Origin of the sequence: Microbacterium sulfonylureivorans, from assembly GCF_003999995.1 — a bacterium.
Classification (GTDB): Bacteria; Actinomycetota; Actinomycetes; order Actinomycetales; family Microbacteriaceae; genus Microbacterium; species Microbacterium sulfonylureivorans.
In genome coordinates this window covers 2,042,095-2,061,099 of the sequence record NZ_RJAD01000001.1, presented here as the reverse complement: position 1 = coordinate 2,061,099, position 19,005 = coordinate 2,042,095, and the positions used below count along the sequence as shown (strand labels likewise).

The window sequence follows — 19,005 nt, the reverse complement described above, 5'->3', positions numbered from 1 at the left end:
GCCCTCATCACTCCCCCGTCGGGTCCCCAGAACCCGATCTCCGACGCGTTCGGGTCGCGTCAGACCTTGTATCCGTGCTGTCGACGGATGAGCTTGAAGAACATGCCGAGCGTCTGGACGATCGTCACGACGCCCACGATCGGCCAGCCGATCCACAGGACGGTCGACTGCGCGACCGGTCCGAGCATCGACCAGGCGGCGACCATTGCGACGACGACGGCGATGATGACGATGAGCGGCGTCCAGTGCCCGAGCCCGGCACCGCGCTCGGCCTTGGCCTGCATCGCCCAGTTGTCGACCTTCTTGCGCGAGAGGAACCGCGTCCACGACCGGGCGAAGTGCGCGAGACGCACCCACATGTAGACCTCGGCAGGGAAGAACGTGACGGCGAAGAGGATGTCGCGGACGTTGCGGTTCCCCATCGACATCGCCATGCGCAGGTTCAGCATGATCGCGATCGCCACGGGCACGAGCCACCAGGCGGAGAAGACGAAGGCGCCGATCGAGAGCGACCCCGCGAGCAGTGCCAGGAAGGCGACGCGGACGAAGAGGTTCGTCAGCATGGCGAAGTTCTCGAGCCAGCGCACGCGCAGGTTCGGGTGGAACGGCTGGCCCTTGGTGTCGCCGCGCTGGCCGGGCCACATGAGCTCGATCGCGCCGTACGTCCATTTGACCTGCTGGGCGTCGAGCGCGCGCAGCGTCGTCATGCCGCCCACGTCGGCGCGGGCGAACGGGCTGATCTTCGTCAGGTAGCCGGCGCTCTTGATCTGCAGCGAGAGGAGCGAGTCCTCGACCTCGCTGTCCTTGACCCAGGGCGTCGACTGGTGGTTCTGCGCCATGACCTCGCGCAGCGCCTGAGTCGAGAAGATCGAGAACTGACCGCCGAGGACCGCCATGTTGCGGCCTCGCAGCAGGTTGTGCATGTTGAAGGCGGCGAACTGCGACCGCTGTCCGGTGGTGAGGAACTTGCCGACGAGACCCTTCACCGGCTTGTCGTCGATCGAGTAGATCGCCGAGATACCGCCGATGCGGGTGTCCGACATGGCCTCCGACTCGAGATACTCGACGGCCTTCTGGTCGGCCACGGTGTCGCCGTCGACGCCGAGCAGGTAGTCGTAGCCCTCGACCAGCGTGTAGCCGTAGTTCAGCGCGCCGACCTTCTTGTCGGGGTTCTTGCCGATGTCATGGACGAACACCTCGGTGAACTGCTCGCCGAGGTCGGTGGCGACCTCGTGCGGGCCTGCGTACCGCGACGCGATCCGGACGGTCGCGTCGGACGTGTTGTTGACGACGACGTGGATCACGTCGGGCACGCGGGTCTGCCCGAGGAGCGACTCGATCACACCGGCGATCGACTCCTCCTCGTTGTACGCGGGGATGACGCAGCCGATCGTCGACCGGTTCACCGAGGCGCCGTCGAGCACGGCCTCGAAGTCGTCCGGGAATCCGGCGACGGTGGGCGCGACCACGAGGTCGGTGCTGCGTGCGGGGGTGGTGATGGTGGTCATCTCGAGTCTTTCGGGTCTTGTCTGGCTGACGGGTTCCACGGTGCCAGGCGGATCGCAAGCGAAGCCGTGTGCTGGCCGGACGTCGGCTCGCTTCTTGCGCAAGGTTCCCGCAAGGCAAGCGCAAGCCCGCACCGCCGTGCCGCCCGCGCCCGGGCGACGGGGCTCAGTAGACTCGCTGCATGGCTACCGGGGGGCTAGCGGAGACGAGGGTGCTCGGCGCACCCGACTCCCGCACGCGCTCGATCTGGCTGACTCAGCTCGTCCTCGCCGCGAGCGTCGTGATCATCAGCGTCCTCGTGGCCGCGCTCCAGCCCGAGCTGTTCGCGTCGTGGAAGTTCATCGTCGGAAGCCTCGCGATCATCGCCCTGACCATCGCGACCCTCGCGGTGCCCTGGTCCCGGCTGCCCAAGAACGCCGTGCTCGCGGTGCCGTTCCTCGACGCGATCGCGATCGGATTCGTCGCGAGCCAGACAGAGCTGCGCTTCGGGTATCTGTGGGTCTTCCCGGTGATGTGGGTCGCGATGTACTTCCGGGCCGTCGTGCTCGGCGGCCTGCTCGCCACCATCGGCATCATCCTGCTCGTCGACTCGGCGATGACCACCTCCAGCACGTCGGCGCTCCGCATCTTCATCGTCCTGCTCTCGCTGACGTTCATCGGCATCACCGCGCACCTCGCCATGCGCCAGATGGGCGCCCTCCGCCGCGTGCTCCAGCGTCAGGCCCGGCGACTCGCCGAGACGCTCGACCGCCGTTCAGCGCAGGAGCGGCGCACCACCGAGATCCTCAACGGCGTCGATGCCGGGGTCGCACGGGTCTCGCCCGCGGGCACGATGCTCATGGTAAACGATGCCTACGCGCGCCTCTACGGACTCGATCCGCTCGACGTGAACCTGCCGGCCAAGTCGGTCGAGTACACCGGGCTGCGCGGGATGCCGGTGCCGCTCTCGGAGCGCCCCCTGGCGCGTGCGGCCCGCGGCGAGGTCTTCACCGACGCCCGTGTGTGGCTGTTCACCGGTGAGGGTGAATGGCGCGTGCTCTCGGTCAGCTCCAAGAGACTGAGCGGGTCCGACCGGGACGATGCGAGCGTGCTGCTCCTCGCCCACGACGTCACGGCCATCACCCATGCGCAGCGCGAGCGCGAACGGCTCTCGGCGATCGCATCGCACGAGCTGAAGCATCCGCTCACCGTCATGATCGGAAACGCCGACCTCGCCCTCGAGGACGAGGACGTCAGCCCGCGCACCCGCGAACGGCTCGAGACCATCCTCCGGGCGAGCGAACGCGTGCTCGAGATGACGTCGAGCATGCTCAAGACCTCGCGCACCGCGTTCGAGGGCCGCGAGTCGTACGACGACATCGACGTGCGGCAGATCGTGATCGACTCGGTCGACTCGTTCCGGCCGACGGCGACGGCGCACGACGTCGCGATCGACCTCGAGGTCCACCAGGCGCTCCCCGCGACGGCGGACGGGTTCCGCATGCGCCAGGTCGTCGACAACCTCGTGAGCAACGCCATCAAGTACACCCCGCGCGAGGGCGACGTCCGAATCGTCGGCTCGCTCGACGACGACACCGTCTCGCTGACCGTCTCCGATACGGGGATCGGGATCGCGCCGGAGGACCTGCCGAACATCATGACCCCCTACTTCCGCACGTCCACGGCCAAGGAGACCGCGAGCGGGACCGGCCTGGGCCTCGGCATCGCTCGCGAGATCGTCGCCGCCCACGGCGGGACCCTCACCATCGAGAGCGAGCCCGGCGCGGGCACCTCCGTCACCGTGCAGCTGCCGAGATTCGCGCCCGACCCGGCGGACAGGAGCGCAGGATCATGAACGAGATCGTCGCCATCACGGCCGGCATGGGCCTCGGGATCGCGCAGGCCGCGATCGCGACGCTCGCGACGATGCTCACCATCGGGGTCGCGTTCCTTTCGAAGCCGTCCCGCGCGACCTTGTACTGGTCATTCGCCTTCGCCCTCGCCATGGTGTCGACCTTCGGCGTGCTGGCGGGCGAGCTCAACGGGTCCGAGACCGCGCGGCGGATCTTCCTCGGCCTGCTGATGGGAGCGCCGGCCCTGCTGTGGTCGGGCTTCCGCGCACTGTGGGGTGTGCGCGCGCTGCCGTGGATCGGTCCCGTCGTCAGCGTGGTCTCGGCGGCCCTGCTGGTCGCCGCCGGCGAGACGGTGTGGTTCAGCCCCGCCTACCGCGCCGTGTTCTTCGCGGCGTCGGCGTTCGCGGGTCTGTACTTCCTCGATTGGATCCGTGTTCCGGCGCGCCGAGACCGCGTGACGCTCCCGTTCGCCATCGTCTCGCTCGTGTTCTTCATCGTCGGTGCCGCGAATGCGATCGCCGGCTTCCTCTTCCCGCCCACCACGGGCGACGACCTCGCGCTGGTACGGCTCGTGACGTCGATCGGGATGCTCGTCTACATGGCGTGCGCCCTCGTCGCGGTCGTCGGGATCTCGACCCGCGATACCGCGCTGGCGCGTTCGTCAGGTGCCCCCGAGGGATGGCGTCGGTTCGAGCTCACCGCCACGGAGCGGCTCGCGCGCGCGAAGATGTCCGCCGAACCGTGGTCGATCGTGTACCTGCGTCTGGACGACGCCAAGGAGATCCGCCAGATGGCGGGCTCCGTGGCCCTGTCCGCGCTCTCGACGCGCTTCCTCGACGAAGTCCGAGCGGTGTTCCCGGCGGAGGCGGATGTCGGGACCCCCACGCCGGGCACTGCTGTCGTCCTGGTGCCGCGCACCGACGCGGTCGTCCGCGACCACCTGCGCATGGTGCTGGACCGCATCTCGTCTCTCGAGGTCGACATCCGCCTCCCGATCCGTCCCTCGGCGAGCGCCGGGTGGGCACCGGTGTCGGTCGTGGGCTACGACCTCGATGCGCTGCTCTACATGGCGCGCGAGGCCGCGAGCCTGGCGAGCGAGAACGGCGGCGACAGGTGGGAGCGTGTGGGCGTGACGGTCACCGATCGTCTGCTCAATCCACTACAGCGATCGTGAGGGAGTCGGTCGCCGTCTGCTTGGCGTACTCCTTCGACGTCGGTGTCGTCTGCACCAGGAAGTCGTACGCGAACTGAAGGGTGACGGAGACGGTCTCCTCGGGCAGCGGTCCGACGTTGAACGTCTGCGAGTAGCTGTACGGGGAGAGCACGAGATAGCCCGGGCTCACCGTAGACGAGTCGACCTGCGGTTCGAGTGCCGGAAGCGTCCCGGTCGCCGAGGACGGCACGGCGGTCATCGTCGCCTTCTGCAGGTAGACCTTCTGTCCGTCGGCCGGCGAGACGACGGTCGTCATGTTGAGGCTCACGGGCTTGACGGCATCCGCTGTCCACTTGTCCATCGACAGGGTCGACCAGTAGTCGACGGTGGCCGTCACGGCGCCGGCGACGAGCTCGCGCTGCGTGGCACCGCTCGAGAGGTCGTTGGGGACGGGCGTCGGCACCGCGGTGCCCGATGTGCTCGGCGAGCCCGACGGTTCCGCGGTCCACGGCGCGGGACCGCACCCGACGAGGGCGACGGTGACGGCAGCGCCGAGGGCGAGCAGACGCGTGCGGTGAGCGGACTTCATCCATCCCCCTGTGTGGTCGAGGCTCGAGGCCTCTCGCGGTGGTCCGGTCAGTCTAGCCACGGCGGGATCGCGGCCGTCGGAGCCGGTGAGCACGTCATTCGCGGTCGCGGCGGGCGCGCGTCTGCTCGGCGCGCCGGGCGAGCAGCTCATCGGCGGGATAGCCGACAGCGGTGAGCGTGAGCCCCCGCGCAGCGAGGACCTTCACCTCGGGGACCCGCTCGCGCTCGTCTCGGATGTCGACGACGTCATCGACCCCGAGCCGCCCTTCACCCACCGCGACCGACCCGCCGACGAGCGCACGCACCATGCTGTGGCAGAACGCATCCGCCTTGACGTTCGCGATGAGGACCCCGTCGTGGTCGCGATGCCAGTCGAACTCGAGGAGCGTCCGGATCGTCGTCGCCTCCTCGCGCGGCCTGCAGTAGGCCGCGAAGTCGTGGAGCCCGGTGAGGGCGCGGGCCGCGGCATCCATCGCCTCCACGTCGAGTGCGGCGCGCACGGTGGTGGTGCGATGGCGCTCGAGCGGATCGTAGCCGGACACCGCGTCGGCGATGCGGTACTCGTACCGCCGCCACACCGCCGAGAACCGGGCGTCGAAGCCCGCCGGCGCGGCCGACGTGGCCGTCACGACGACGTCGGAGTAGGCGCCGACGACGCCCGTCAGGCGCGCGGCGAGCGTGCCGACGGGATCGACCTCGGGCGACCCCGCGCGCGGCCGGCGCGCGAGCAGGCGTTCGCGCTGCGCGTCATCGAGGTCGACGTGGGCGACCTGGCCGGTGGCATGCACTCCGGCATCGGTGCGGCCGGCCACGACGAGGCGGGGTTCGCCGCCGAGCACGCGCCCGAGCGCCCCCTCGAGGGTCTCCTGCACGGTGCGCAGTCCGGGCTGGCGGGCCCAGCCGCGGAAGTGCGTGCCGTCGTAGGCGATGTCGAGGCGGATCCGCACCGCCCCAGCTTAGGGCGCGCGTCAGCAAGCCGGGGGTCTGGGGCGGAGCCCCGGAAAGGTCCGCGCGTCAGCAAGCCGGGGGTCTGGGGCGGAGCCCCGGAAAGGTCCCCGCGTCAGCAAGCCGGGGGTCTGGGGCGGAGCCCCGGAAAGGTCCCCGCGTCAGCAGGCCGCGGGTCTGGGGCGGAGCCTCGGAAAGGTCCGCGCGTCAGCAAGCCGGGGGTCTGGGGCGGAGCCCCGGAAAGGTCCCGCGTCAGCCGAGCACGCTGCGGCCGTGCGGGAGGTACTCCCCCGCAGCGTGGAGTGCCATGCGGGCGAGCCTCGTGCGGTTCTCGCTCTCGCGGACGATCTCGCGGGCGACGACCGGATGCATGCGCACGATCTCGTCGAGCACGGCGACGGGAAGGACGACGACGTCGACCTCGCTCAGCGCGACGGCGCGTGAGATCGTCTGCGAGCGCGACAGGGCGGTCAGGCCCACGGCGTCGTCGGGTCCGAGCCTGGTGACCTGCACGAACCCGTCGTCGTCCGTGGGAATGCCGAGCATGACCTCGCCTGCAAGGATGAAGCGCGTCTCGGCGGGCACCGTCCCCGGGCGCAGGATGGACTCGCCCGCGCAGTACCGCTCCAGCCGGGCATGCGCGGCGAGCGCGTCGGTCTCGCCCGCCTTGAGGCTGAGCGTGGGCGAGATCTGTCGGAGCGCGTCCTGCAGTCGCGCCGGTGTGCGCCAGTCGTCGGTCATGTCGCCGTCCAGGTGCAGCTCGGCTCGCCGTGCCGCGTACCAGACCCGTGTGGCGAACGTGTCGAGCACGGCGGCGCGGTCGCCGGGGCTGCGCAGCGGGATGGCGACCGCATACCTGCTGGCCGACAGCGTCGCGGCGCTCGCGTCCCGGTCGGGAGCGAGGAGCGGGATGTCGCGCGCGACGGTCACGAGGAGCTCGCGCACCCGGCCCGGGGGGTCGTCACTGCCGAACTCGAGCTCGAGCACCGCGGCGTAGGGATCAGGGCTCCGCGACAGGTTGACGAACGAGCCGTCGGCGAGCTCGGCCGTCGGCATCACGACGATGCCGTTGCCGGTGTCGAGATGGACGGCCCGCCAGTTCACCTCGACGATCTGCCCCCGGGTGCCGCCGGTCTCGATCCAATCGCCGAGTTCGAACGGCGCCTCGAACACGAGGAACAGCCCGGAGACGATCGACCCGACGGCGTTCTGCAGCGCGAGGCCGACGACGATGGAAGTGATGCCGAGCGCGGCGAAGACGCCGGCGACGTCGGCGTCCCAGACCCACCAGAACACCGCGGCGATGCCGAGGATGATGAAGACGAACCGGATGAGGTCGCTGAAGATCGTCGGGAACCGATCGCGCCACGACCCCTTCTCCGCGCGGTGGAAGACGAGGTGGTTGACCGCGTTGATCGTGATGACGATCACGAGCAGGCCGAAGATCGTCCAGACGACGCGCGGCCAGGTGCCCTCGCCCTGCCACGCGCCGGGAGAGCTGATCAGCACGAGGATCCCCGCGACCGGCACGAGGTAGTTGCGGATCATCAGGATGATCGGCGCGGCGCGGCTCCCCCGCCGGGCCAGCGCGTTGTGGAACTCCGTCAGGCCGATCAGCGCGAGGGGCAGCCCCACCGAGACGATGACGGCGGGCCAGAACCACGGCTGCGAGACGATGTCGGCCATCGGATGCCTCATCCCTCCACGATGATCGCGGGGGCCTCGACCTTCCAGACCCGCTGGACGCCGCTCTGCGTGTCGACGTCTCCGGCCGGCATGACGGGGATCGAATCGGGAAGCCGGTCGGCGACGCGCTGGGTGACGTAGATGCCCGGCTCATCGGAGTCGCCCTGCACGCGGAAGGCGAGGTTCACGGCATCCCCCCACATGTCGTACACGACCCGCGCACGACCGATGAGTCCGCTGGTGACCTTGCCCGAGTCGAGCCCGGCCCGCAGGTCGAGCTTGACACCCTGCTGGGCGGAGTAGCGCTCGAGGATCGCGTCGAGCTCGAGCGCGAACTCGACGGCGCGACGGGCGTTGTCGACGCGCGGCGTGGCCAGTCCGCAGCTGGCGAGGTAACTCTGCCTCGTCGTGCGCACGCGCTCGACCCCGTGACGCTCCGCGGCCTCGTCGAACGTCCGGATCAGGTCGTTGAGCCGGGCGATCGCCTCGTCGGACGACAGCGACAGCGCGAGCTCCTCGAACCCGACGATGTCGGCGAACACGACCGTGACGTCGTCGCTGTCCTGCGTGATCGACTCATCACCGTGCTTGTACCGGCTGGCCATGCCCTCGGGCATGAACGAGAGGATCAGCTGCTCGTTGGCCTTCTCCTGCTGCTCGATGAGGTGCGACTTTACCTGGAGGCTGCGGCTCATGTCGTTGAAGGCGTTCGCGACGTCGGCCAGCTCGTCGCTCGAGCCGGCTTCGACCTGCACGCCCTCGTCGCCCGCGGCGATGCGCTGCGCCGCGGCCTTGAGGCGCCGCAGCGGACGCACGAACACCTGCGCCAGCACCAGCGAGAGCAGGCAGACGAAGATGATCATGCCGGCGGTCGAGAGGATCAGGTTGCGTGTGAAGTCCTCGACCGGCACGAGCGCCTCCGCAGAGGTCTCCTGCGCGACGATGACCCAGTTGAGCCCGTCCACATTGAGCGGCGCGTAGGCGATCAGGCTGTCGCGTCCGAGATAGTCGCGCTCGAGCAGCGTGCCGTCCTCGCCCGACAGTGCGCGTGTGACGGCCTCGCCCGAGATCGCCTGCTGCATCAGCGTGTTGCCGTTCTGCACGCTGAGCGCCGCCGTCTCCGGAGGCAGTCCCGCTGCGACCGCCGCGACCGCGTAGGACGCGGGGTCGTCGACGAGCTCCCTCGAGATCGACCGCATCAGGAGATCCCGCCCGACGAGGTACGTCTCCCCCGTGGCGCCCAGCCCGTTCATCGCCCACTCGCCGCCGACCGTCATCACGTCGTTGATGCGATCGATGGGCAGCTCGATGGCGAGCGCCCCGATCACCTCGCCGTCGTCGGCGATCGGCGTGACGGCCCACCCTGCGGGGTTTCCGAGGCTCGGACTGTACGGTGCGAAGTCGGCGATCACGACGTCGTCGACGATGTTGCGGTCCATCGCCTCGCGGTACGCCACGGCGAGGTTCGACAGCCGGTAGGGGCCGTCGAAGAGGTTCGTGCCGAGGTCGACGCCCTTGAAGGCCGTGTAGATGACGTTCCCCTCGGTGTCGAGCATGAGGACGTCCTCGAAGTCCTGAAGCTCGGTCATCGCCCGGTAGTACGGGTGGTAGAGCGCGTGCGCCTCCGACCAGGCGCTGCCGTCGCCGGCATCGCTCGAGAGGATCGCGTCCTCCCAGTCCTCGTACGGGATCACGTAGTGGTACTGCAGGTAGCTCTCGGCGCCGCCCTTCGGCGCGAAGGTCGAGCCGTCGACGGACTCCCCGGTGGCCTCTGCGAGGTCGGCGGCGAAGACGTCTCGGTAGTATGCCTCGACCTGAGCGGATGCCGCGGCATCCGTCTCCTGCTCCTCGAGCTCCGCGAAGCCTTCGGCGAAGGCGCGCGCCGCCTGCTTGCTCGTCTCGTTGAGGGCGCTGAGCCTCACCGCGTTCTCGATCGAGCCGAACAGCTGCGCGACCTCGCGAGTGCGGTTCTCACGGATCTCGACGAGCTTCTCGTAGGCGATGGCGCGCAGCGCCTCGGTGCCGTTGACGTAGCCGATGATGCCGACGACGATGCTCGAAAGGACGCTGACCGACAGCAGCATGATGAGCAGGATCGAGTAGATCGACAGGCCGGCGCGCTGACGAGCACGCGGTGTGCCCACCCACTGAGTGGGTGCCGCGGTAGGCTGCGCCTGCTCGGACACGTCGTCTCCCTCGTGCGCCGCCCCGGCGCAGGAAACATCCCCATGGCCCCGCTGCCGCGAGGTTGCGCCAAGACTAGCGTCCGCGCTCGCTCGGGGGGTAGAGAGAGAGGCCGTCGACTCGCGGGAGCCCACACCGGTGCTCGGCGCGAGGAGCCGTACAATGGCCGTCTTCCCCCCCACACGAAACTCATGACGTCGACCGCGCCCGCAGCACCCTCCCCCCGCTACGCGGGACTCGACGGCCTGCGCGCGATAGCCGTGACCCTCGTAGTCCTCTACCATCTGTTCCCGCCCGCGCTCTTCCCGGGCGGGTACGTGGGAGTCGACGTCTTCTTCGTGATCAGCGGGTTCCTCATCACGAGCCTGCTGCTTCGCGAGCACGACACCACCGGACGGATCAGCCTCGGCGGATTCTGGAAGCGCCGCGCGCGACGCCTGATCCCGGCGCTCGCCCTCGTGGTGACGGTGTGCTCCACCCTCGCCTGGATCGTCGGCGGCGACGTGCTACTGCGCCTGGGCGAGCAGGTGCTCGGAGCGCTGACGTTCAGCTACAACTGGCTCTCGATCGCGGGCGAGGGCGGCTACTTCGGCGCGGCCGCGCCCGAGCTCTTCCGCAACTTCTGGTCGCTCGCGGTCGAGGAGCAGTTCTACGTGATCTGGCCGCTCGTCCTTCCGCTCTTCCTCCTTCTGCCCCGCGGCGGCGCGCGGGCGGTGGCAGCGGTCGCCCTTGCCGCGGCATCCGCGGTGTCGATGGGGGTGCTGGTGGCGAGCGGCGGCGACGTGACCCGCGCGTACTTCGGAACCGACACCCACTCCTTCGGCATCCTGCTCGGTGTCGCCGTCGCCTTCGTGCTCATGCCGCTGCTGTCGCGCCCCGCCCGCGAGACTGCGGATGCCGCGCTTCTCCGGCCGGCCGTCACGCCGCCGCCGGGCTGGACGATCGTGCTCCCCGCGTCGGCATCGCCCGGGCGGCCGAAGACACGGCCGGAGTGGATCGATCGTCGCAGCTCCAGGACCGCGATGGGATGCCTCGGCATCGCCTCACTCGTCGGCATCGCGGTTGTCGCGTCCCTGCCGCCGGTCGACGGCGTGGGCTCGTTCCCGGGCACCCTGCTGGCGGCGAGCATCCTCACCGCCGTCGCGATCGTCGCAGGAGTGTGGCCGGGGTCCTGGTTCGGACCGGCGATCGACGCGCGCCCGCTCCGCTGGGTGGGTGATCGCTCCTACGGCATCTACCTGTGGCACTGGCCGCTCCTCGTCCTCGCGATGGCGGCCGCGCCCACGGCCGGGGCGAACGCACCCGTCTGGATAGGCATCGGCGTGCTCGCGGTCACCCTCTTGGCCGCCGAGCTGTCCTACCGGCTCCTCGAGACGCCGGTACGGCGCATCGGCTTCCGCGCGTCGTTGCGTCGGCTGCGCGACCAGGTGCGCCGCGACTCCCGCGGCCGCCTTCGTGTGCTCGGGGTCGCCGCCGCCGGGCTGCTGGTCTTGGGCGGCACCTCTGCTGCGATCGCCGCAGCGCCGTCGCAGTCGTCCGGAGAGGCTGTCGTGACAGCCGGCCAGGAGGCGCTGGATCGCGCCGCCCGCAGCCCCAGCCCGGTGCCGACACCTGAGGCGACGACGCCTGCCGCGCCGGCGACCCCGCCGCCGCCGCCCGGGGGGCCTCTGACCTCGCGACCGTCGCCGACGCCGATGCCCACTCCCGTGACGGGCGCCGAGGTCAGCGCGGTCGGCGACTCCGTGATGCTCGCCTCTGCTCCCGCGCTGCTCGAGCGCCTCCCCGGCATCCACGTGGATGCCGAGGTGTCACGCTCGGCGTGGGCCGGCCCCGGCATCCTCGAGCAGCTGGAGGCCTCTGGCCTGCTGCGGCCCTACGTGGTCGTCGCGCTGGGCACGAACGGCCCCGTCGACCTGGGGTCACTCGAGCGCATGGCGGCGATCGCAGGGCCGGACCGCCACCTCGTGCTCGTGAACGCGTACGCCCCGCGGGACTGGATTCCGGGAGTGAACGCCGCGCTCGACGACTTCGCATCCTCGCACCCAGGCGTCGTCGTCGCGGACTGGTCGTCGGCGATCGCCGATCGCACCGACCTCCTCGCCGGCGACTCGATCCATCCGGGTGCCGACGGGGGGCGCGTCTTCGCCGAGACCATCGCCCGCGCCGTCGAATCGGTCGAGCAGGATCGCGCGCGGCGCCAGTACGAGCGCGAACTCCGACTCCACGAGAACCTCAGCCACCGGCCGCCGCCCGTCGCCGAATAGGGAAGAGCGGATGCCGCGGCATCCGCTCTTCGCTGCCCGCTCTGCGCTGCGATCCTGCCCGCAGACGCAGCGAGACCCGCGGCCCCGAAGGGCACGCGGGTCTCGCGGTGCAAGGGTGGTCGCGGCGGTGACGCCGTGACCGGCCGGGCGTTGAGCCCGACGGACCGATTACTCGGACTTCTCCTCGGCGGGGGCCTCGACGGCCTCCTCGGCAGCGGCCTCGGCGGCAGCGCCCTCGGCCTGCGACTCGGCGCCGGCCTCGGTGGCGTCGGCGGCGGGGGTCTCGTCGACCTCGGCCTCGGCCGGAGCCTCTTCGGCGACCGGAGCGGCCTGGGCCGCGGCGGTCTTCTTGGCCGACTTCGCCTTCGGCGTCACGGGCTCGAGGACGAGCTCGATGACGGCCATGGGGGCGTTGTCGCCCTTGCGGTTGCCGACCTTCGTGATGCGGGTGTAGCCACCCTCGCGCTCGGCGACGAGCGGCGCGATCTCGGTGAAGAGAACGTGCACGACTTCCTTGTCACCGATGACCGACAGCACCCGGCGACGGGCGTGCAGGTCGCCGCGCTTGGCGAAGGTGATCAGGCGCTCGGCCAGCGGACGCAGGCGCTTGGCCTTGGTCTCGGTCGTGCGGATCGACTTGTGCGTGAACAGGGCCGCGGCGAGGTTCGCAAGCAGCAGGCGCTCGTGGGCGGGGCCGCCTCCGAGGCGGGGTCCCTTCGTGGGCTTAGGCATTCTTTGTTACTCCAGGATCAGTTTCGGGGGGACCGGAACTCAGACGGTCTCGTCGTCGTAGCCGCCGTAGAAGTGCGCGCCGTCGAACCCGGGGACCGAGTCCTTCAGCGACAGGCCGAGCGAGACGAGCTTGTCGCGCACCTCGTCGACCGACTTCTGACCGAAGTTGCGGATGTTCATGAGCTGCGTCTCCGAGAGGGCGACGAGCTCCGAAACGGTGTTGATGCCTTCGCGCTTGAGGCAGTTGTACGAGCGGACCGACAGATCGAGGTCCTCGATCGGCATCGACAGCTCGTTGGAGAGGACGGTCTCGACCGGCGCGGGGCCGATCTCGATGCCCTCGGCCTCGACGTTGAGCTCACGGGCCAGGCCGAAGAGCTCCGTCAGGGTGCGCCCGGCCGAGGCGACGGCGTCGCGGGGAGCGATCGAGGACTTGCTCTCGACGTCCAGCACGAGCTTGTCGAAGTCGGTGCGCTCACCGGCACGGGTGGCCTCGACGCGGTAGCTGACCTTGAGCACGGGCGAGTAGATCGAGTCGATCGGGATCTGACCGGCCTCGGCGTACTCGTTGCGGTTCTGGGTCGCCGAGACGTAGCCGCGGCCGCGCTCGATGGTGAGCTCCAGCTCGAACTTCGCGGTGTCGTTGAGGGTCGCGATGACGAGCTCGGGGTTGTGCACCTCGACACCGGCCGGAGCCGAGATGTCGGCGGCGGTGACCTCACCGGAGCCGGTCTTGCGCAGGTACGCCGTGATGGGCTCGTCGCGCTCGCTGGAGACGACCAGCTGCTTGATGTTGAGGATGATCTCGGTGACATCCTCCTTGACACCGGGGATGGTGCTGAACTCGTGGAGGACGCCGTCGATGCGGATCGACGTCACGGCTGCGCCGGGGATGGACGACAGGAGGCTGCGACGCAGCGCGTTGCCGATCGTGTAGCCGAAGCCGGGCTCCAGCGGCTCGATGACGAAGCGGCTGCGGAACTCCCCGACCTTCTCCTCGGTCAGAGTGGGACGCTGTGCGATGAGCACTATGTGTTCCTTTCGATCACGTGCCCGCTATATGACACGTGCGGTGGGTGAGGTGTTGAGTTTTTCTCAGGGCGTCCGGTGATCGAGTGCCGCGGGGCGGTCATCGAGAACCCGGACGCCGAAGCGTGCGGTAGCCGGGGCACCGCACGGGTGCCCCGGCTCCGGGAAATCAGACGCGGCGGCGCTTCGGGGGACGGCAGCCGTTGTGAGCCTGCGGCGTCACATCCTGGATCTGGCCGACCTCGAGGCCTGCGGCCTGGAGCGAGCGGATCGCGGTCTCGCGGCCCGAGCCCGGGCCCTTCACGAAGACGTCGACCTTCTTGACACCGTGCTCCTGCGCCTGGCGGGCGGCCGACTCGGCGGCCATGCCTGCGGCATAGGGGGTCGACTTGCGCGAGCCCTTGAAGCCCACGCCACCCGACGAGGCCCAGCTGATGACAGCGCCCGAGGGGTCGGTGATCGAGACGATCGTGTTGTTGAACGTCGACTTGATGTGGGCCTGGCCCAGCGCGATGTTCTTCTTCTCCTTGCGGCGCGGCTTGCGCGCAGCGGTCTTGGCCTGTGCCATGTGCGTTACTCCCTAAATCCTTGGGGCGCCGGCGGAGGCCTAGCGCGCCTTCTTCTTGCCGGCGACGGTGCGCTTGGGACCCTTGCGGGTACGCGCGTTCGTCTTCGTGCGCTGACCGCGCACCGGGAGGCCGCGGCGGTGGCGCAGGCCCTCGTAGGAGCCGATCTCGACCTTGCGGCGGATGTCGGCGGCCACCTCACGGCGGAGGTCACCCTCGACCTTGTAGTTGGCCTCGATGTTGTCGCGGAGCGCGATGAGCTGGTCGTCGCTGAGGTCCTTGACGCGGATGTTCTCGTCGATCTCCGTCGCCTTGAGGATCTCGACGGAGCGGGTACGGCCGACGCCGTAGATGTAGGTAAGGGCGATCACCACGCGCTTGTCGCGCGGGATGTCAACGCCGGCAAGACGTGCCATGCGGTTTCTCCTATGGAGTGAGTGGAGGTGTGGAGCAGGGTCGGTGCCCGGGCCTCCGCCCGAGGTGTCCCCTCCGGAGAGGTTCTGATCCTGCCTGTGATGTGTTCAGTTGTGAGTCGTCGGGCTGCGCCGGGGCGCAGCATCCGATCAGCCCTGGCGCTGCTTGTGACGCGGGTTCGACTTGCAGATGACCATGACGCGACCGTGGCGACGGATGACCTTGCAGTGGTCGCAGATGGGCTTGACGGAGGGATTGACCTTCATGATTTCCTGTTTCGCTGTCTTCGCCGGCGGGCACGTCGTGCCCGGGGCGTTACTTCTCGACCGGTCTAGCGGTAGCGGTAGACGATGCGCCCGCGGGTGAGGTCGTAGGGGCTGAGCTCCACGACAACTCGGTCCTCGGGGATGATGCGGATGTAGTTCTGCCGCATCTTGCCGGAGATCGTCGCGAGGACCTTGTGCCCGTTGCTCAGCTCAACGCGGAACATCGCGTTGGGCAGCGCCTCGGAGATCACGCCCTCGATCTCGATGACACCGTCTTTCTTCGCCATACGCTCGCTATCACTTTTGCAGACCGGTCGGTCTGCGGTGGATGGGTTGTGGTGCTCGGACACGCCGATGGAGGCGCAACGCACCAAAGATCAAGCATACGTGATATCGGATGCCTCGGCAAACCCGCGTCGCAGGCGGCCTCGATCGTCGACTCAGCCGCGCGTGCGGACGCGGTCCCGGGCGATGATCGCCGCCGCGCCGGCCACGATCAGGCCCGCACCGAGCGCCATCGCCCACCACGGCACCGTCGAGCCGGTCGCCGGGAGCTCGCCGCCGGCTTCGTCATCGCCGCCGTCGTCGCGCCCGCCGGTCCGGGTGAACGCGTTCGTCACCACGACCTGAGCCGGTCCGGCGGCGGTGCCCGCGGCGATCTCCACGGGAGAACCGGTGATCACCGGCGGAGCCCAGAGTCCGGCATCCGTCCCTGCGGGCTCGTCCTCGACCACCTCGCAGACGGCGCCCGCAGGTGCCTCGATCGGCGCGGTCTGCTCGCCGGCAGCCAGCGTCCACGACCCGTCGGCGACGATCGTGCCGGACGGCAGCTCGCACGACCAGGCCCCCGTGAACGTCGCCGAGGGCGCACCGTCGCCGGTCACGGCCTTCCGGATGGTGAAGGCACCGGGCAGGAGGGCGAAGGAGTTCGTCACCGTGAACGAGAGCGGCGTCTCGATGGACTCCGCAGTGAGCACGACCGACGCGGGCGAGATCGCCGGAGCGCCCCAGGCTCCGTCCGCCGGGTCGTCCGGTGAGGCCTCGGTCACCGAGCAGGTCGCGCCGACGGGCCCCGCGAAGGGCAGGGAGGTCTCACCGGCGCCGAGCGACCAGCTGCCGGCGGCGACCTCGACGCCGACGGGGAGCTCGCAGGACCAGTCCCCCGTGAAGGCGACATCGGGTGCGCCCTCACCCGCCACGGTCTTCGTCACCGTGAACGCGCCGAGATCCTCGGCGAGCGTGTTCGTGACCACGATCTCGATCGGCGTCTGCGCGGACGCGACCGTGATCAGCACGGCACCCGGGGTGACCACCGGGTCGCCCCACGAGCCGCCGACGGGATCCGCCGGGGAGGTCTCCGACGCCGAGCACCACGCACCCACCGGCGCCCCGATCGCGGCCGAGGTCTCCCCTGCGGCCAGCGTCCAGGTGCCCGAGCCGAGCACGTCCGCATCGGGATCTGCCGACACGGCGCACTGCCACGCCCCTGTGAAGTCGCCCGCCCACCCGACGCCATCGGGGTCCTCGACCACCTTCGTGATCGTGAAGAGGCCCGTCGCGAGCGCGTTCGCGACGGCGATCGCAACCTGCGCCTCGTCCTCCGGCGCCGGCACGACGAACTCGACGGGAGCCGGTGTCACCGTCCCATCGACCGTCCACACCGGCGTCTCCCATGCGCTCAGCCGCGTCGCATCGAACCTGAGGCCGGCGGGCGGCAGCCGGACCCGCCCGAGCGGGCCGAGGCTCTCGGTGATCTCGCACGTCGCGCCGACGGGCAGCCCGCCGACGGTCGTCATCTCGCCCGCGACGACCTCCCACTCGACGATGAGCTCGCCTCCGCCATCGACGGGGCACGTGACGATGCCGTGGAAGGTGAGCCCGTCGGGAAGCAGTGCGGCGACCTCGGGCGACAGGACCTTCTCCACCGTGATCGATCCGACGGGGTCGGGTCCGATGGGGATGCACTCGAACGGGCTTGCGAGCCACGGGTAGTTGTGGTGCTCATTGCCCACACCGTCCATCAGCACGGTCCCATTCGTGAAGAGGCGGCCGTTCGTGCTCGCCGTCACGCGGAGCGTGGGCAGCGCCGTGTCCGGGTTCACGCCGGGGACGAGGATCGAACCGAGCACCTGCGACGAGCCCGCGAGATGGACCGACGTCGCGTCGGCGAAGTTCCACAGCGTGCGGGCAGAGAGCTCGCCGAACAGCGGCGAGGCGAAGTCGTCGGCCCGCACACCCTCGTCGGCGAAGTAGTTCGGCGCCCACACCACCGGACCGCCGGTGACGTTGACCACGACCGTCGCGCCGTCGGGAATGCCGGTGAAGTTCAGCGCGGGATTGGCGTTGAGGGTCGCCGCTGCGATGGTGAAGACCTGCTGCGCGGACGCGCCGTCGCCCGCGAAGGTCAGCAGCGCTCCCGGAGTGACGGACCCGGTCGGTGCGAGTGCGGCGAGGTCGGCGGACTGCTGGTCGATGAGGGCGTCCCAGTCCGACCACTCCTCGATGGCGGCCGGCCCGATCGCCTGCGTGAGGGTGCCGTTGTTCAGTTCATAGTGCGAGCCGTCGACCTCGTAGTCGGGGATGGTGGCGCCGCCCACCTGCATGGCACCGCCGAGAAGCTGTCCGTCGAAGAAGGCGTTGGCTCCGACATCCAGGACAGTCACCGTGCCGACGCTCACATCGCCGCCGACGGCCAGCATCGTGGTGCCCGGGAAGGGCGCGACACCCGACCCGACGCCGACCCATCCGACGTTGAACCGCCCCAGGGTCGCCTTGTCGAACGAGGCGTCGCCTCCGACGACGACGAGGCCCTCCGCTTCGGCGGCCTGCTGGCGCACCTGGAAGTCACCTCCCGCGTAGATCGCGACGTTCTGATCGGTCCAGATCGGGTTGGTGTTTCCGGGACCGGGGAGCGTCCCCTCCGGGCATTCGCCGACGTCCGCCGCAGCCGGCGGGGCCGTCGGCATCGACGTGAGCGCGGTGGCGCCGAGTCCGGCGAGGACGCCGAGCACCGCGAGCATGGCGATGCCGCGTCGGCGGCCGTGGGCGGGTGTGTTCACGGGCTCCCCTTCTGAGAAGCCCAGGCTACCGCCCGGATCGCCGCCCCGTCGCAGGCGCGATGTCAGCTCGTGCGCGCGAGCGGCGGCCTCACTCGAAGAGCGTCGCGAGCTGCCCCGGCTCGGGCAGCGTCGAGTTCGCGATGACCTCGCCGTTGACCGCGATCGTGGGGGTTCCGACACCCGCCGCGCCGGGCTGCACCGGAGTCTCCTCCGTCATGGCGGTGACGTAGTCGGCGTAGATGCCGTCGTTCACGCAGGCGTCGATCCCGGTGACGCCGACGGTCGCGGCGATCTCGAGGATCTGCTCGTCGGTGAGACCGGACGTGCCCTCCGACGGCTGGTTCGCGAACATCGCGTTCATGAAGGGGACGGATGCCTCGGCATCCGCGACCGCGACGCAGTACATCGCGTTGGCCGCACGCGTCGAGTACTCGGTGCCGCGGGACTGACGATCGAGGATCGAGATCGGGTGGATGCCGAGCGTGATGGTCCCGTCGTCGACCAGACCCTGGATCTCCTCGCCGTAGACCTGTTCGAACTGGTTGCAGACCGGGCACATGAAGTCGATGTAGGTGTCGAGGCGGTTCTCACCGTCGCCGACGAGGACGGCTCCGGTGTCGGCGTCGATGTTGGATGCGGACGGCGTCTGTCCGGGCTGAGGGGTCGATCCCTGGTTGTTGAGCGACACCACGAGCACCGCGACCAGCACGAGCGCCACGACGACCCCCGCGCTCACCCAGATCGCGAACCAGTTGACCTTGCGCGGACCCTCAGCCATGAC

At 69.8% G+C, this 19,005-nt stretch carries 16 protein-coding genes; 3 read left to right on the top strand and 13 right to left on the bottom strand.

The features are described from left to right. Positions 1 to 59 precede the first annotated feature (59 nt). Positions 60 to 1,508: a glycosyltransferase family 2 protein gene (locus EER34_RS09035; RefSeq protein ID WP_127474136.1), complete on the bottom strand. Its 1,449-nt coding sequence runs from the start codon at positions 1,506 to 1,508 to the stop codon at positions 60 to 62. Between the two features lie 179 nt (positions 1,509 to 1,687). Between EER34_RS09035 and EER34_RS09030 the strand changes: the two genes are divergently transcribed. After that, entirely contained in the window at positions 1,688 to 3,340 is a 1,653-nt protein-coding gene (locus tag EER34_RS09030) for an ATP-binding protein (protein ID WP_127474135.1), read from the top strand. Beyond that, a complete protein-coding gene (locus EER34_RS09025) occupies positions 3,337 to 4,512 on the top strand; it encodes a nucleotidyl cyclase domain-containing protein (protein WP_127474134.1) in 1,176 nt (391 codons plus the stop codon). Before EER34_RS09030 ends, EER34_RS09025 begins: the two co-directional genes overlap by 4 nt. On the opposite strand, the gene EER34_RS09020 is transcribed toward EER34_RS09025, so the two are convergent. The 4 genes from EER34_RS09020 to EER34_RS09005 form a co-directional block, all read right to left on the bottom strand. Then, positions 4,490 to 5,080, bottom strand: coding sequence for a hypothetical protein (locus tag EER34_RS09020; RefSeq protein ID WP_127474133.1), 591 nt, complete (start codon positions 5,078 to 5,080; stop codon positions 4,490 to 4,492). The genes EER34_RS09025 and EER34_RS09020 overlap by 23 nt on opposite strands. Positions 5,081 to 5,174: 94 nt before the next feature. Next, positions 5,175 to 6,026 carry a tRNA pseudouridine synthase A gene (locus EER34_RS09015; RefSeq protein ID WP_127474132.1) on the bottom strand — a complete coding sequence of 284 codons (852 nt, stop codon included), beginning with the start codon at positions 6,024 to 6,026 and terminating at the stop codon, positions 5,175 to 5,177. 250 nt (positions 6,027 to 6,276) lie between these two features. After that, positions 6,277 to 7,710: a mechanosensitive ion channel domain-containing protein gene (locus EER34_RS09010; protein ID WP_127474131.1), complete on the bottom strand. Its 1,434-nt coding sequence runs from the start codon at positions 7,708 to 7,710 to the stop codon at positions 6,277 to 6,279. Positions 7,711 to 7,718: 8 nt separating this feature from the next. After that, positions 7,719 to 9,854, bottom strand: coding sequence for an adenylate/guanylate cyclase domain-containing protein (locus tag EER34_RS09005; protein ID WP_127474130.1), 2,136 nt, complete (start codon positions 9,852 to 9,854; stop codon positions 7,719 to 7,721). Between the two features lie 231 nt (positions 9,855 to 10,085). Here EER34_RS09005 and EER34_RS09000 point away from each other — a divergent pair, with 231 nt between their 5' ends. Beyond that, complete coding sequence (locus EER34_RS09000) at positions 10,086 to 12,158, top strand: acyltransferase family protein (protein WP_127474129.1); 2,073 nt, start codon at positions 10,086 to 10,088, stop codon at positions 12,156 to 12,158. Between the two features lie 168 nt (positions 12,159 to 12,326). On the opposite strand, the gene rplQ is transcribed toward EER34_RS09000, so the two are convergent. From rplQ to EER34_RS08960, 8 genes are all read right to left on the bottom strand, one after another. Beyond that, on the bottom strand, positions 12,327 to 12,890 hold the full coding sequence (gene rplQ / locus EER34_RS08995; protein ID WP_127474128.1) for a 50S ribosomal protein L17: 564 nt from the start codon (positions 12,888 to 12,890) through the stop codon (positions 12,327 to 12,329). Positions 12,891 to 12,929: 39 nt separating this feature from the next. Continuing rightward, on the bottom strand, positions 12,930 to 13,919 hold the full coding sequence (locus EER34_RS08990; protein WP_127474127.1) for a DNA-directed RNA polymerase subunit alpha: 990 nt from the start codon (positions 13,917 to 13,919) through the stop codon (positions 12,930 to 12,932). Between the two features lie 169 nt (positions 13,920 to 14,088). Then, positions 14,089 to 14,487 (bottom strand): 30S ribosomal protein S11, encoded by a 399-nt coding sequence (gene rpsK, locus EER34_RS08985; RefSeq protein ID WP_055962912.1) that lies wholly within the window; start codon positions 14,485 to 14,487, stop codon positions 14,089 to 14,091. Positions 14,488 to 14,526: 39 nt separating this feature from the next. After that, the gene (rpsM, locus tag EER34_RS08980) at positions 14,527 to 14,901 is read right to left on the bottom strand and encodes a 30S ribosomal protein S13 (RefSeq protein ID WP_127474126.1); all 375 of its coding nucleotides are present in this window, start codon (positions 14,899 to 14,901) and stop codon (positions 14,527 to 14,529) included. A gap of 147 nt (positions 14,902 to 15,048) precedes the next feature. Then, positions 15,049 to 15,165: a 50S ribosomal protein L36 gene (gene rpmJ, locus EER34_RS08975; protein WP_005050492.1), complete on the bottom strand. Its 117-nt coding sequence runs from the start codon at positions 15,163 to 15,165 to the stop codon at positions 15,049 to 15,051. 65 nt (positions 15,166 to 15,230) lie between these two features. Continuing rightward, positions 15,231 to 15,452: a translation initiation factor IF-1 gene (gene infA / locus EER34_RS08970; RefSeq protein ID WP_017201569.1), complete on the bottom strand. Its 222-nt coding sequence runs from the start codon at positions 15,450 to 15,452 to the stop codon at positions 15,231 to 15,233. A 153-nt stretch (positions 15,453 to 15,605) separates the two neighbouring features. Further along, on the bottom strand, positions 15,606 to 18,224 hold the full coding sequence (locus EER34_RS08965; RefSeq protein WP_127474125.1) for a DUF5979 domain-containing protein: 2,619 nt from the start codon (positions 18,222 to 18,224) through the stop codon (positions 15,606 to 15,608). A gap of 88 nt (positions 18,225 to 18,312) precedes the next feature. Continuing rightward, complete coding sequence (locus EER34_RS08960) at positions 18,313 to 19,002, bottom strand: DsbA family protein (protein WP_127474124.1); 690 nt, start codon at positions 19,000 to 19,002, stop codon at positions 18,313 to 18,315. Between the last annotated feature and the right edge of the window lie 3 nt (positions 19,003 to 19,005).